The organism is Aquimarina macrocephali (assembly GCF_051627225.1).
Lineage (GTDB): Bacteria > Bacteroidota > Bacteroidia > Flavobacteriales > Flavobacteriaceae > Aquimarina > Aquimarina macrocephali.
Genome location: NZ_CP151795.1, coordinates 505,624 through 521,061, shown reverse-complemented (window position 1 = coordinate 521,061; position 15,438 = coordinate 505,624). Strand labels below are relative to the sequence as shown.

Sequence of the window (15,438 nt, the reverse complement as noted above, 5' to 3'; positions counted from 1 at the left end):
ATGACAAATAAGCGACCAAAAATGTGACAGGAAAAGATAATACTACAATTTTTTGATAAAAATTTATATACCATCAGTATTTGGTTATCAAAAATATATGATATTGAATGGCTCTGGATTGCTTCGGATTAAAAAGTAACATCAACTCGATGCTTTTTTAGGTATGCAATAGCTCCCATTTCTTTTGCTTCTTTTTTGAATACTGCAGGAGTTTTCTTAAAATATTTTTTAAAGCATTTTGAAAAGTATTTTGGATCATTAAATCCAGTCATAAAGGATGCTTCAGAAATATTATAGCCGTATTTTGTGATTAAAACTGCAGCCTTTTTTAAACGAAGCAATCGTACAAAATCAACTAGACTATTTCCCGTTAGTGCATGGCATTTTCGGTAAAGACTAGAGTACCCCATATGTAAGGATTCGGCAAGTTCTTCCATTTTAAAATCAGCATCATCTATCCTTAAATTTATATTGGATACAAGATTTTCAAGAAAAATCTCATCTTGTGACTTTTCTAATTTGACTTTGGGACTACTAATGATTTCTTTACGATATTTTGATATTATATGCTCTTTAGATAAAATAATATTTTTCACCTTTAACAATAACTCATTAGTATTAAACGGCTTATTGATGTATTCTATAGCGCCAGATTTTAGCCCTGATATTTTAGCATTTGTAGAATTTTTAGCGGTAAGTAATATAATAGGAATATGCATTGTTACCTGATCTTTTTGAAGTTTTTTACACATTTCTATCCCATCTAATTTTGGCATAACAATATCACTTAAAATCAGATCAGGAAAATTGTTTTTAGCGTAATAATAACCTTCTTCACCATTTTCGGCCATGATAATATTATATTCAAAATGTAAAAGCTCTTTTAGAAAAGTTTGCAGGTCAAAATTGTCTTCTACTATTAAAATAGTTTTCTTTGATAGATCTAATTCATTTTCTTTAATCAAAGTGTCGTTTTCTACTAAAGAAAAATTATTTGGTTCTTCATAATCATCGGTTATGATTCTTTCGTTCTCTGTATAAGCATTTTCTGTAATTGGAAACTTAATAGTAAATGTAGTGCCTTCTGTAGAGTTAGAATTAACTTTGATTTTACCTTTGTGTAAATCCATTAATTCTTTAGTAAGTGCTAATCCTATCCCTGTACCTTTATTTTTTTTACCGACATCGGATTGATAAAATAGCTTAAAAATATGCTGTAGTTCTTCATCGGGAATCCCTGGTCCAGAATCTATAACCGATAATTTGATAAACTTTTTGTTACTGACTGGTACAATATTTAAAAGAATATTGCCTTCTTTAGGAGTAAACTTAAAGGCATTAGAGAGCAAATTATATATTACATGTTCCAGTTTTTCTTTGTCATACCAAGTTGCAGATAGATTTTTAGGACAATTCACAACAAAATCAATTTTTCTTTTTCTTGCGAGTTCCTTAAACGAGATAGAAATATCCTCTATGTCTTTATATAAATCATTTTTGGTAACAGTTAATCTTAAGGTTCCTAATTCTTTATTCCTAACTAGTGTTAATTCTTGTGCAATTTTAGAAAGGCGTTTGGTATTGTATGACATGATATCCAAACGCTGTTTTAATAACAGGTTTCCATTCTTTTCGGCTTTTTTCAACATGTCATCAATAGGCCCAAGGATTAGTGTAATTGGTGTCTGAATTTCATGAGACATTTTTGCAAAGAAATTCATTTTCAAATCATGCAATTCATTTTCTTTTTTATGACTAACCTTTTCTAGAAATAATTTTTTCCTCAAAGAATACCATCGCCTTATTCCGTAAATCATTAATACGAGGATAAGTATATAAAAAATATAAGCCAAAGGTGTATTCCATAAAGGTTGCTCTATTGTAATTGCTATGTTTTTTTCGGGAAGGTCCCAAACTCCTTTTTTTGTTCCTGTTTTTACTTCAAAAGTATAATTTCCGGGAGGTATATTAGTATATGTAGCTAAGCGTTCTGATTGGCTGGTTATCCAGTTTTCATCGAATCCTTTTAGTCTATATGTATAATAATAACTAGGATTTAGAATATTATCTATTGCATAAAATCTAAATGAAAAATGAGATTGATTATGTTTTAGTTTTAGAGATTCGATATTAGCTATTCCAGTAGTAGTTTTATGAGGTAATAATGAGTAAACGGGTTGGTTAAGTATTTCTATACTGTTTATATATAATTTGGTGTCAGATGCTTTCTTATTCAGATGTTTTGGGTCAAAACTATTTAATCCTTTGACACCTCCATAATATAAGAGTCCTTGCGCATCCTTAAAGTTACTTCTTGGCAGAAATATATTGTCTTGAAGACCATCTGTGTCATAATACGTTTTTATAATAAGATTCTTAACGTCTAGGTGACTTATACCATTATTTTTGGAACTCAACCATAAATCATTTCTACTATCTTTCAGAATTGCAATAAATATTTTTTCATCAATAGATTCTATATTCTCAAATGTAGTATATGTCTTATCCTTAGTGTTAAATTTCAGCAACTTACCAAGTCTGTTAACTAGCCATATTTCATCAAAGTTACCAAGCACCATAGATTTAACAGCATGAATTTCGTCTTTGTAGTTTTTGTTTTTTTGCGAATAATTAATAAATGTAGAATGACTGATATCAGAATGATGTTCATCGCATTGAAATAATCCACCATTATAAAGCCCTAACCAAATTATACCATTTCTATCTTCTAATATACTTTCTGTGTTAGCACCTTTTAGTCCTTTAGAATTATTATCAAAAACAGCTAAAAGCTTTAAGTTAGAAGAGTAGATATTAATTGAAAGGTTTGATCCTACCCAAATACGTCCTTTAGAATCAGAAAATACGGTTCTTATATCTGTCGCTTCCTGTTTATTAGAATTATAAACACTTATCTTTTGAAAAGTATTTTTACTTGTATTGTGATACCATAGACCATTCTTATAGGTTCCAAACCAGATATTTGATAGGTTATCTTCTGTTATGGATTGAATGTATAACCCTCTATTTAGAGAAATATCATTAAAGTATCGCTTTTCTTTTGTAGTTCCATCAGTAGTATAGGTCACCTTTGTTAACCCAGATCCATCTGTCCCGATCCATAAAACATCTTTAGAACTTTTTAAAATGCTTAAAACTCTAAGAGGTGTATTATTATCAGAACCTTCGTGGTATTTAATGTTGTTATTTCTGTTAGGAAGAATATTAAGTTTACCATAGTTTGTAGTAATCCATATATTTTTGTGGTTATCTTCATTGATGTTAAGAACAGTATTGCTACTTAAAGAAAATTCATTAGAATATTGCCGTGTAAACAAATCAACTTCTCCGGTATTTATATTTATTTTGTATAATCCACCTCCGTCTGTTCCTCCCCACATATATCCATCCTTACTGCAAAATAACGATAAGAACATTTCTTTATTAATATTAAACCTCTCTTCTTCAAAAAAAGAATCCTGAATAAACTGTTTACTAATAGGGTCATAGACAAATAACCCATACGTTTCGGTTCCTACCCAAAGCTTATTATTGATATCTGCTGCAAGGATGACATTGCCGGGATAGTTTGTAAATGGCCCTATTAATTCGGTGGTCTGTTCTGATTTTAGAGAATAACTATAAATTGTACCATTTTTAGTACTAACATATACTTCTGAAGAATTTAATACATCAATATCCATGATGTTTCTGATCTCGGATCCCTTGTTTGAAATTGTAGCGATAAAGTTCATTTTAGAGTCGATATATTGGTAAATATTACCAAGTTTAGATGCCATCCAAATACTTTTCTTATTTGCTACAATTGAGCTTACGACATCATTTTCGGGCAGCAAAAGAGTCATATCTTCAAATTGATTAGCAATCGCTACATATTTTGATATTAATCCAAATTGAGAGGTTATCCATATATTTTTGTTGTGATCAACAAGCATATTGTTTATAAAATCATTATGCTGAATATTGGGGAAAATTATCTTGTTTTTAATTAGTTTATAATCATAGCCATTATAAACTAATATCCCATCGGTACATAACATCCAAATATTGCCAAATGAATCCTGTACAGTTTTAGATGGGATAACAGATTTGTTGTCATTTACAGGGGAGAGATGTCTAAAACTTGTATGATTTTGACCATGCAAGAAAGAGAAACACCACATAAAAATACTTAACAAAAAATAGATCCTTAATCTAAACATAAAATTCTCAATTTTTAGCAAAATATCGTTTAGTATACTACTACAATTATTTAATACTATGGTTCCTATAATTGTACTAATATGAAAATTGTGTATATGAAGTGCTATCAATACAATCACATTTTTATACTGTAATACTATTTTTTTAACAAGTGAAGTTGGTTATCATTTAAAATAATGTTAAAGGTATTAATAAAAATTACTAAGAAGAACTTTTAGGGACTAGAAGAACACCCTGTAAAGTAGTCTAATTCGTCAAAAAGGAGGATAAAATAGGCATTGATATAATTCAGACCTAAATAGTACTCCTAAATGCTTAAAATATCATCTTCAATAAGAAAAGTATCCGTCATATTTGAATTCTCATAGTTTAACATATAAATAACTTAAATGAATTCTAGACGAAATTTTGTTAAAAAAACAGCACTTGCCAGTGCAGGTGTATCACTACTTTCTAATTTGTCTTTTGGAGCGATGACTAACCTAACTGATAAGAAGCTTAGACTAGCTTTTATTGGAGTTGGGTTAAGAGGAATGAATCATTTTAAGAATGCTCTTAATAGAAAAGATGTAGATATAACTGCTATCTGTGATATAGATCCTGAGCGAATAAAAATAGCTTTAAAGAAAATAGATGAAGCTAATTTTTCAAAACCAAAAGTTTTTGGAAACAGTGATCACGACTATAGAAATTTACTAGAATTAAATGACGTCGATGCAGTAATAATATCTACCCCATGGTTGTGGCACACTAAAATGGCTGTAGACGCTATGAAAGCTGGAAAATATACTGGTTTAGAGGTTTCTGCTGCCAATACTATTGAAGAATGTTGGGATTTGGTAAATACACATGAAGCAACAGGGTCTCATCTAATGATCTTAGAAAATGTAAACTATCGTAGAGATGTTCTTGCCGTTCTGAATATGGTAAAACAAAATGTCTTTGGAGAATTGGTTCACTTTAGATGTGGCTATCAACATGATCTTCGTTTTGTGAAATTAAATGATGGTAAATCTGCTTATGGTAAAGGTGTTGAATTTGGAGAAAAAGGAATATCAGAATCCAAATGGAGAACCCAACATTCTGTACTAAGAAATGGTGATGTGTATCCAACTCATGGTGCCGGTCCAATTGCTACAATGTGTGATGTTAATAGAGGTAATCGTTTTACTTCATTAAGTTCTAATGCAACAAAAGCTATTGGCTTACATAATTACATAGTAAAGCACGGAGGAAAAGAGCATCCAAATACGAAAGTAAAATTTAAGCAAGGAGATGTTATCACTACTACAATCGAAACCGCTAAAGGAGAAACGATCATTGTAACACATGATTGTAATTTACCAAGACCTTATTCATTAGGGTTTAGAGTGCAAGGAGCCAATGGGTTATGGGAGGTTGATGGTAATCGAATGTATATCGAAGGACAATCAAAACCACATCAATGGGATGAGGCAGATCAATGGCTCAAAAAATATGATCACCCTTTATGGCAAAAGCATGGTGAATTAGCTAACGGTACAGGACACGGAGGAATGGATTTCTTTGTTCTAAACGCGTTTGTAGAATCTGCAAAAGAAAATATTGCTCCACCACTTGATGTTTATGACGCAGCCGCTTGGAGTGCAATTACACCGCTGTCAGAATTATCTATTGAAAACAATGGAGAACCACAAGACTTTCCTGATTTTACAAGAGGTATGTGGGTAAAACGTAAACCTTATAATTGGATAAAAAGTAAGTATTAAATCACTAAATCATAATATATGGAAAAATTAAAAATTATTCTATTAGTCGTCATATGTACTCTCACAAGTAGCATATTAGCTCAAGAAAAAACAATAACAGGAACAATTTATGACACATCGGGTAGACCTATCGTTGGAGCCTCTGTCCTAATCAAAAACACCACAAAAGGAACGTCATCGGATTTTGATGGAAATTATACCATAGAAGCTAACGAAAAAGATGTTCTTGAAATATCTTATGTAGGATTTATTTCACAAGAAATAGTGGTAAATGAGCAAACAAAAATAAATGCTACCCTACAAGAAGATGTTAGTCAATTAGAAGAAATTATTGTTGTGGCCTATGGCACACAAAAGAGAGGAACAATTACCTCATCGATAGTGAATATCAAATCTGAAGAACTAAAAGATATTACAACTCCTGATGTGACAACTATGTTACAAGGAAAAGTTGCAGGGGTACGTTTGGGAGCTTCTAGTGGTAGTCCGGGATCCGTACCAAATATATTAATACGAGGTTCTTCATCTTTAGGAGGTAGAGTAACCCCATTATGGGTGATTGATGGTGTAATACAACATAGTATACCTATAGTTAATCCAAATGATGTTCAATCTGTATCGGTACTAAAAGATGCTTCTGCGACGTCACTTTATGGATCTCGTGGAGCAAATGGTGTAGTCATCGTTACTACAAAACGAGGAACTTCAGGTAAGTCAGAAATTAGTGTAAGCTCAAAAGTGGCTATAAATACATTTAATACCGGGAAATTTGAGGTTATGGACTCACGACAATTATATGAGTATCATACACAATTCGCAAATTCTCAACCCTGGTTTGCACCAGAATTATTAGATCGAAATTATGATTGGATCGAAAACGGAACTCAAGATGGTTTTGTTAAGGATGTAAACGTATCATTTACCTCCGGAACCGAAAAACTAAGACTATACATCAATGGAGGTTACTATAATGAAACAGGAACCTTACGGGGTAATGAATTAGATAGGTATACGTATCGAATGAATTTGGATTATGACATTACAAAACGTTTAAAACTAAGCCCTAAATTATCGCTTAGTTTTGACAACAGAGATAAAATTGCAGAGGCTCCCTTGTATGAATTGTATTTAAACTTGCCCTGGGATAATCCTTTTGATGCAGAAGGTAAACCAATTAATGCACAAGAAGATTCTAATTGGTTAGGTAGAGACCAAAGAAATTATTTATATGATCAGCAATGGAACTACTCTTCAGATAATACATTTAACCTAAGTTCAAACTTTGATTTTGAATATCAAGTTGTACCCAACTTGGTTTTTAAGTCAGTAAATAATTTTACATACTACCGCTATAAATCAAAAATATACACAGACCCCAGATCAATTTCAGGATTGGCCACAGGTGGTAGTATAAATGATAGAATAGACGAGAGGTTTACCAAATTAACAACTCAGATATTACAATACTCAAATATATTCGGAGAACATTCTGTAACTGCTTTAGGAGGATATGAGTACAACAACTACGTGTATGAAAATGTAGACGTTACCGGTAATGGTATTGTTGCAGGAACAGAAGTTTTAAATGTTGCGAGTGAAACCGGAGAGATAAGTGGATTCAAGAATGATTATGCATTACAATCATTTTTTCTCTCTGCAAATTATGGGTTTAGCAATCGATATTATGCAAAAGCTTCTATACGTAGAGATGGAGCTTCAAATTTTGGATTAGATGACCAATACGGTAATTTCTTCTCACTAGGAGTAGGATGGAACATACATAATGAAGCGTTTTTTAATAGTAAGGCTATTAATGAGCTTAAATTACGCGCGAGTTATGGATCTGTAGGAAACAGACCATCATCTTTATACCCATACCAAGGAACATATAGATTAAATACACAATATATTGGGACTCCGGGAGCAGTATTAGATCAATTAGGAAACCCGGATTTAAGTTGGGAAAAATCGTATGAAGCGAATATTGCTATTGACACAAGATTGTTTGATAGGGTAAGCGCAACGTTTGAATATTACAACAAAGACACGTCTGATCTGTTGTACTTCGTGAATTTACCTGATGTTACTGGATATAGCGGGTTTTGGGAGAATGTAGGAGGACTTACCAATACAGGATATGAAGCTGCAATTTCGGTCGATGTTATACAAAGTGAAAATTTTGAATGGAATTTAGGGTTTAATATAGGGTTTAATAAAAATGAAATTACAGAGTTGTTTGATGGACAAACAGAAATCCCTAGAGGATCAAAAATATTTAAAATCGGAGAAGACTCTAGTTCATGGTATATAAGAAAATGGTTAGGTGTTGATCCAGACAATGGAAATCCGCTATGGGAAGTCGTTGACCCTGATACTGGAGCACGAACAGAAACCAGTAATTGGAATGATGCTACTCTACAAGTTGTTGATTCATCCTCACCAGATTTTATAGGAGGATTTGATTCTAGACTAAGCTATAAAAATATATCACTTTCTGCCAATTTTAATTTCTCTAAAGGAGGAAAACTATATAATGGTGCCAGAGAATTGTTTGACTCAGACGGATTCTATACTACTTTCAACCAGCAAGTATTAGCCGATGACTGGAACAGATGGGAAAAGCCAGGAGATATAGCAACGCATCCCTTAGTTGTTGAAGGCGGTAACAATAACTCTAATAAGCGTTCATCTCGTTATTTAGAAGATGCCAGCTATTTAAGAATGACAAATGTTACACTATCATATAATTTGCCACAGAATATCTTAAGTAAAATAGGAATAAGCAACTTTAATGTATATGTAGCCGGAGACAATTTGTTAACATTTACAAAGTACAGTGGTGTTGATCCGGCAGTTACAGGTAATCCAAATGACCCCAATAATATTGGTTTATCAGGAAGCCCTGGATTAACGTATCCGATACCAAAACGCTATGTATTAGGTGTTAACGTGTCATTTTAAAAAACATTTAAAAATAATAGTATGAAAAAATTAATAATACTACTGCCAGTTATTGCATTTATACTGCATTCCTGTGAATTAGAAAAGAACCCTTATGAGCAGATTTCAGTAGATGAATTATTTTCAGATCCAGAATCGATTGAAACAGCTACAATTGGTAATTATGCCTTGTTAAAAGGTGATAAAGGTTTTGATGGTTGGGTAGATGATCTACATAGAATATCAGAATATGCAGGAGATAATGTAAGCCTTAGTGGAGGTACAACTGATCATTTATTCTTTTTATATAATTATCAATCTATAAAAACCAATTCTAGAGTAGAACGATTTTGGCGTAATTCTTATAAAATAGCAGTAGGATGTAACGTAATTATTGAAAAAATTATAGAAGGAGAATCCCCTGAAACGGATCAATTATTAGGAGAGAATTATTACCTAAGAGCACTTACATATTTCCAAATGGGAAATGTATTTGGAAGACCTTATAATCAAGGTGCTTCGAATTTATCTGTACCATTAAAATTAACATCAAATATTACAGATAGACCAGACAGACATACAGTAGAGCAAGTGTATGCTCAAGTCATAAAGGATTTAGAAAAAGCAGAATCTTTAATGACAGTAAACAAAGGAGCATCTTTTGCTTCAAAAGAAGCCGCACAAGCATTATTATCCAGAGTATATTTATATAAAGAAGATAATATAAGAGCAGAAGAATATGCTGATAAGGTTATTGCATCTGGAAATTATGCTTTACTCTCAACAGATCAGTTTTCTAAAATGAATACATTAATACCTGATCAAAATCAGGAGGCTATTTTTGCTGTAACATTAAGTTCTGCTACAGATCTTTTAGGAGGCTCAGATGACTGGTTTACCATAGGATCTTTTTATGCCAATGTCCAAGGTAAAGGTTGGGGAGAGATGTATGCTTCGAGAACATATTTGGACTTAATCGATAAAAACCCTAACGATGCAAGAAAATCATTTATAGAGCCACAGCCAGAAAAAGATGGTGATCAAAACGAAGTTCCTGCTGTGTATTGGGTAAACGATGAGTATAAATATGAATTTAGAAATACAACCGAAAGCGGAGGAATAACCACGTTTGAAGATAATGGAAACACATACACTGTAGAGTCTGAAATTGTAGATGGTAAAACCATATATTATTTTAATGGTACCGGTGGTAGGCAGGATGTTATTAAAGGGGTTGATCTTAAAAAACGTAATGGTCACCCAAAATTCTATATTCTAAAAGCATCATTGCAAGAAAATGACATACACCTTTGGTCTCCAATGGTATCTCGTCTATCAGAAATGTATTTAAACAAAGCAGAATCCTTAGCAAAAAGAGGTATGGATCAGTTAGCCTTGGATAATATAAACATTATTAGAGAGAGAGCAGATATCGCTACATATACATTAGCTAATATCCCAGCAGGAAAAACCATATTAGATGTTGTTTTAGAAGAACGTAGGTTAGAATTAGCTTATGAAGGGCATAGAAGGTATGATGTCTATAGAAATGGTCGTACAATGAATAGAAAATATCCAGGGACGCATTTAAATGGAACAAATGCTTTTCTGGAAATACCATCTACACACCCAAGAATTGTAGAATTTATCCCAGAACAACAGATCATTTTACAGCCATCACTAATTCAAAATGATTAATATTTAATAGCATAGACTTCTTATGAGGTCTATGCTGTTTTACTAGTTAAAATACCCTTATATCATAAACATGCGGATTTATATATATAAAACTTGGATTGTATTTTTTGTGTTTACCTTCTTGTGTTCTTGTAAGAATCCGATAGATAAACTATCATCAGAGAAATTATTTACAAAAATACCAACAGAAATTACAGGAGTAACTTTCGAGAATAAAATATTAGAATCCGAACAACTACATTATTATAAATATTTATATATCTATATCGGTGGTGGAGTAGCCGCTGCCGATTTCAATAATGATGGATTAGAAGACCTTTTCTTTACCTCTAATATCTATCATAATAAACTTTTTTTAAACAAAGGGAATTTTCAATTTGAAGATATTACTATAAAATCCGGGATAAAAAAAAGAGCTGGTTTTGATACGGGAGTATCTGTAGTTGATATCAATAATGATGGCTTTTTAGATATCTACATCAATAGAGCAGGTTGGTACGAAGGAGACCAGAAACTTGCCAATATGCTATACATAAACAATGGAGATCTCACTTTTACAGAACAAGCAAAACGTCATGGTTTAGCAGATACTAATCGGTCGATCGCATCTACATTTTTTGATTATGATAAGGACGGAGATTTAGATGTTTATATTGCTAATGCTCCAGCCGAGTTTGATTTATCAGGTAAGATAGTAGAGGTGAAGAAAATTCAGAATAGCAAAAAAACACAAGCTTTTAGAAGTAGTGATAAGTTATATAATAATGACGGAAAAGGAAACTTTACAGATGTTTCGGTACAAGCAGGAATTTTACCAGATATAGGTTTTGGACTTAATGCACAGGTAGGAGATCTTAATAATGATGGTTGGCAGGATATTTATGTGTCTAATGATTTTATAGGACCTGATTTTGCGTACATAAATAATAAAAACGGAACCTTCTCTGATAAAAAGAACTCACTTTTTAAGCACATTTCATACTATAGTATGGGAAGTGATATTGGAGATATTAATAACGATGGGTTTAATGATTTAATGGTTTTAGATATGAGCCCAGAAGATCATGTTCGATCCAAAACAACCATGTCTATGATGTCTATTGATCGATTTAATGAAATGGTTAAAAATGATCATCATCATCAGTATATGCATAATGTAATGCAGTTAAATAACAGAAATGGCACCTTTAGTGAGGTTGCACATATGTCTGGTCTTGCTCAAACAGACTGGAGTTGGTCTGTTCTTTTTGCAGATTTTGATTTGGATGGGTTAAATGATATTTATGTCACCAATGGTATTTATAGAGATGTTGTTGATCGTGATATGAATATTGAAATTAACAATACTATCAACGATAAAAGAAATACCCTAAAAGAGAAAGACTTTTACGAATTCACCCAAAAATTACCCCAACAAAAACTAACTAATTACTTATTTAAAAATCAAGGAAATCTAAAATTTGATAATATAACTGCAGATTGGTCAGATGAAAAGCCGACATTTTCAAACGGTGCCGTATATGTTGATTTAGACAATGATGGAGATTTGGATATTGTTACTAATAATTTAGATGAAAATGCAACGATACTAAGAAATAACGCTAGAAGAATTAATAATAATAATTTTTTGCAATTTACTTTTAAAGGATTGAAAGAGAATGTGTTCGGAGTTGGGACAACTGTAAAAATATACCAGAATGATGGAGAAATATTAACTCGACAACTCATAAACTCCAGAGGATATCTTTCTTCCATGTCAAATACATTACATTTTGGGTTAGGAAAAGATGCTGTAGTTCCCAAAATTGAGATCATTTGGTCTGACGGGAATAGGCAACATCTTACTAATATAAAAACAAACCAATTATTAAGTATTGATTATACGAATAGTGTTAAAACAGTAAAACCAAGTAGTAATACAGCGTCTAATACGATTTTTGCAGAAACTTTATTAGATGTTATACATACCGAAATTCCTTTCAATGATTTTGATAAGCAATTATTGTTACCACATAAACTATCACAAACAGGACCTGCAATAGCAAAAACAGACCTTAATAATGATGGGTTAGAAGATCTTTTTATAGGAGGGGCTCATAATCAAACTGCACAGTTATTAATTGCTTCACAAGATGGAAATTTCAAAAAGATACCTGTACAGGATTTTATAAAAGATAGCTTATATGAAGATGTAAGTGCATGTTTTTTTGATGCAGATAATGATGGGGATAAAGATTTATATGTAGCAAGTGGAAGCTATGAGTTTGATCCAGATTCACCGCTATTACAAGATAGATTGTATATTAATGAAGGGGGGTATAATTTTAATCGATCAGAATCGAAATTACCTGCTATTACTACTGCAGGTTCTATTGTAAAAGCTTCAGATTTTGACCAGGATGGAGATATGGATCTATTTATAGGGAGTCGTGTAATTCCAGGAAAATACCCGTATGCACCAACAAGCTACTTGTTAATTAATGAGGGTGGAAATTTTATAGATAAAACAGATGATTTGGCACCAGAACTAAAAAAGATTGGTATGGTGACTAGTGCAGAATGGAATGACATAGATAATGACAATGATTTGGATCTTATCATGACAGGAGAATGGATGGGTATTGAAGTTTTTATTAATGATAACGGAGCGCTTTCTAAAAAAGAAATGTATAACAATCTATCATCAACCAAGGGTTGGTGGAATAAGATTTTGGTAGTCGATATCGATAATGATGGAGACAAGGATATAATAGCAGGAAATTTAGGATTAAACTTCAAACATGATGCATCAAAAGAAAAACCGTTTCATGTGTATACACATGATTTTGATAATAATGGTACAGAAGATATTATGTTGGCCAAGTATTATAAATCTAAGCAAGTTCCTGTGAGAGGAAAACATTGTACAGCAGAACAAATACCATACTTAAAAGAAAGGGTAAAAACGTATAGTGATTTTGCTAATAGTGATATTCAGGAAATAATAGGAGAAACTTTTCAATCGGCTATTCATTATCAAGTTACAGAATTCAGGTCTGGTGTTTTTATGAATAACAGCACTGGTTTTGAATTTACCCCATTTCCGTTAGAAGCTCAAATGAGCCCGATTAATAGTATTCTTTATGAAGATTTTGATGGCGATCAGATTAAAGACTTGCTCATGGCAGGAAATAATTATCATACAGAGGTAGAAACAACTCGTGCAGATGCAGGGATAGGCGTTTATCTAAAAGGAATTTCAAAAGGAGAATTTAAGCCTGTAAAAAATACTGAAACTGGATTTTATGCAGATAAAGACGTGAGAAATATGTTGCTGATAACCACTCGAAAAAAGAAAGCTGTTATTGTAATAAATAATAATAGTAAGCATCAATTATATGAAATTAACTAAATAAAGATGGTGAATATAAAACAATGAAGAATTATAAAAAATCAATTGATAAAATCGTACTCTTATTGGTGAGTACTTGCATACTGGCTTGTAGTTCAGATAAAAAACCTCTTGACGCCAGAAGTAATGATAAGTTAGACCTATCCATAACTATCCCTCCAGGAGGTAATAGTTGGGCAATAAATAGTACAGAACAAGATGCCGTTTTAATTCATGATTCAGGTATTCATAATTGGACATCATTAGATGATGTTATTCGCATTTATTTTCATACCAAGTTAACCGGTGAATTACACCTGGGTTTAAATATTAAATCAGAAACAGGGCCATCAACTATTCGAGTAACAGTAGGAGATAAAACAAAAGAAGTAGTTATTGATAATGCGTCCTATAAAAATGTTGAAATAGGGATGTTTGATATACCTAAATCAGGGTACAACTTTATTGAAATTCAAGGACTTCAAAAAGCAGGTGAATACATAGGTGATATCAACAAAATTCTTATTGGCGGGCCAGCTACTGCTAGTGGTGTTTCTTTTGTGCCAGAAGACTTTAGTTTTCATTTTGGAAGAAGAGGCCCTTCTGTTCATTTAACTTATAAAATGCCTGAGAATAAAGAAATAATGTACTTCTATAATGAGATTACAGTACCTAAGGGAGAAGATGTGGTTGGATCTTATTTTATGGCGAATGGTTTTGGTGAAGGATATTTCGGAATACAAGTTAATTCGGATACCGAAAGAAGAATATTATTTTCTGTATGGAGCCCCTACGTTACCGATGATCCAAGTACAATTCCTGATGACTATAAAGTAATCCTTTTAAGTAAAGGAGAAGGAGTAACAGGTGGAAATTTTGGAGGAGAAGGTTCTGGAGGACAGAGTTATAAGGTGTTTGATTGGAAATCAGAAAACACATATAAATTTTTATTAAAAGGAGAGCCTTCGGTTAACAACAGTACAGATTACACAGCATATTTCTATGCGCCAGAAGAAAATGAGTGGAAATTAATCGCAAGTTTTAGAAGACCGCATACAAATACATATCTAAAAAGATTTCATTCATTTCTAGAAAATTTCAGCACACATACAGGTTTTGTTTCAAGAAAAGGTAGATATACTAATCAATGGGTATATGACACACAAGGTCAATGGCACGAATTAGTTAATGCTAAATTTACTGCAGATGCTACGGCCAGAAACGAGGCTAGACTTGATTATGCAGGTGGTGTAGAAGGAAATTCATTTTACATGAAAAACTGCGGATTCTTTGATGAAAATACAACTATGAATACCGAGTTTTCCCGAACAGCAAATGGTGTAAAACCAAATATAGATTTTTCGCTTTTGCCAAATTCAGGGTCTCTACAAAAAGTAAATACAATGCATAAAAAAAATGAATAATAAGAATACAGATTATAAAAGCTTAGAAGTTTTG

At 32.3% G+C, this 15,438-nt stretch carries 6 protein-coding genes; 5 read left to right on the top strand and 1 reads right to left on the bottom strand.

The annotated features are described in order from the left end of the window. Window positions 1-128: 128 nt before the first annotated feature. Window positions 129-4,223, bottom strand: a complete 4,095-nt coding sequence (locus AAFU52_RS02265; protein WP_438425117.1) for an ATP-binding protein — start codon at window positions 4,221-4,223, stop codon at window positions 129-131. 390 nt (window positions 4,224-4,613) lie between these two features. Here AAFU52_RS02265 and AAFU52_RS02260 point away from each other — a divergent pair, with 390 nt between their 5' ends. The 5 genes from AAFU52_RS02260 (at window position 4,614) to AAFU52_RS02240 (ending at window position 15,404) form a co-directional block, all read left to right on the top strand. Beyond that, window positions 4,614-5,972 carry a Gfo/Idh/MocA family protein gene (locus AAFU52_RS02260; RefSeq protein WP_438425116.1) on the top strand — a complete coding sequence of 453 codons (1,359 nt, stop codon included), beginning with the start codon at window positions 4,614-4,616 and terminating at the stop codon, window positions 5,970-5,972. Window positions 5,973-5,990: 18 nt separating this feature from the next. Then, window positions 5,991-8,933, top strand: a complete 2,943-nt coding sequence (locus AAFU52_RS02255) for a SusC/RagA family TonB-linked outer membrane protein (protein ID WP_438425111.1) — start codon at window positions 5,991-5,993, stop codon at window positions 8,931-8,933. 21 nt (window positions 8,934-8,954) lie between these two features. Further along, complete coding sequence (locus AAFU52_RS02250) at window positions 8,955-10,610, top strand: RagB/SusD family nutrient uptake outer membrane protein (RefSeq protein ID WP_438425108.1); 1,656 nt, start codon at window positions 8,955-8,957, stop codon at window positions 10,608-10,610. 70 nt (window positions 10,611-10,680) lie between these two features. Further along, on the top strand, window positions 10,681-14,001 hold the full coding sequence (locus AAFU52_RS02245; RefSeq protein ID WP_438425107.1) for a VCBS repeat-containing protein: 3,321 nt from the start codon (window positions 10,681-10,683) through the stop codon (window positions 13,999-14,001). Window positions 14,002-14,024: 23 nt separating this feature from the next. Continuing rightward, window positions 14,025-15,404, top strand: coding sequence for a DUF3472 domain-containing protein (locus AAFU52_RS02240; protein ID WP_438425105.1), 1,380 nt, complete (start codon window positions 14,025-14,027; stop codon window positions 15,402-15,404). Window positions 15,405-15,438 lie beyond the last annotated feature (34 nt).

What these genes read in the sequence shown, in the direction of transcription:
- AAFU52_RS02250 (WP_438425108.1), top strand. Translation starts at nt 8,955, where the DNA reads ATGAAAAAATTAATAATACTACTGCCAGTTATTGCATTTATACTGCAT.
- AAFU52_RS02255 (WP_438425111.1), top strand. Translation starts at nt 5,991, where the DNA reads ATGGAAAAATTAAAAATTATTCTATTAGTCGTCATATGTACTCTCACA.
- AAFU52_RS02260 (WP_438425116.1), top strand. Translation starts at nt 4,614, where the DNA reads ATGAATTCTAGACGAAATTTTGTTAAAAAAACAGCACTTGCCAGTGCA.
- AAFU52_RS02245 (WP_438425107.1), top strand. Translation starts at nt 10,681, where the DNA reads ATGCGGATTTATATATATAAAACTTGGATTGTATTTTTTGTGTTTACC.
- AAFU52_RS02240 (WP_438425105.1), top strand. Translation starts at nt 14,025, where the DNA reads ATGAAGAATTATAAAAAATCAATTGATAAAATCGTACTCTTATTGGTG.
- AAFU52_RS02265 (WP_438425117.1), bottom strand. Translation starts at nt 4,223, where the DNA reads ATGTTTAGATTAAGGATCTATTTTTTGTTAAGTATTTTTATGTGGTGT.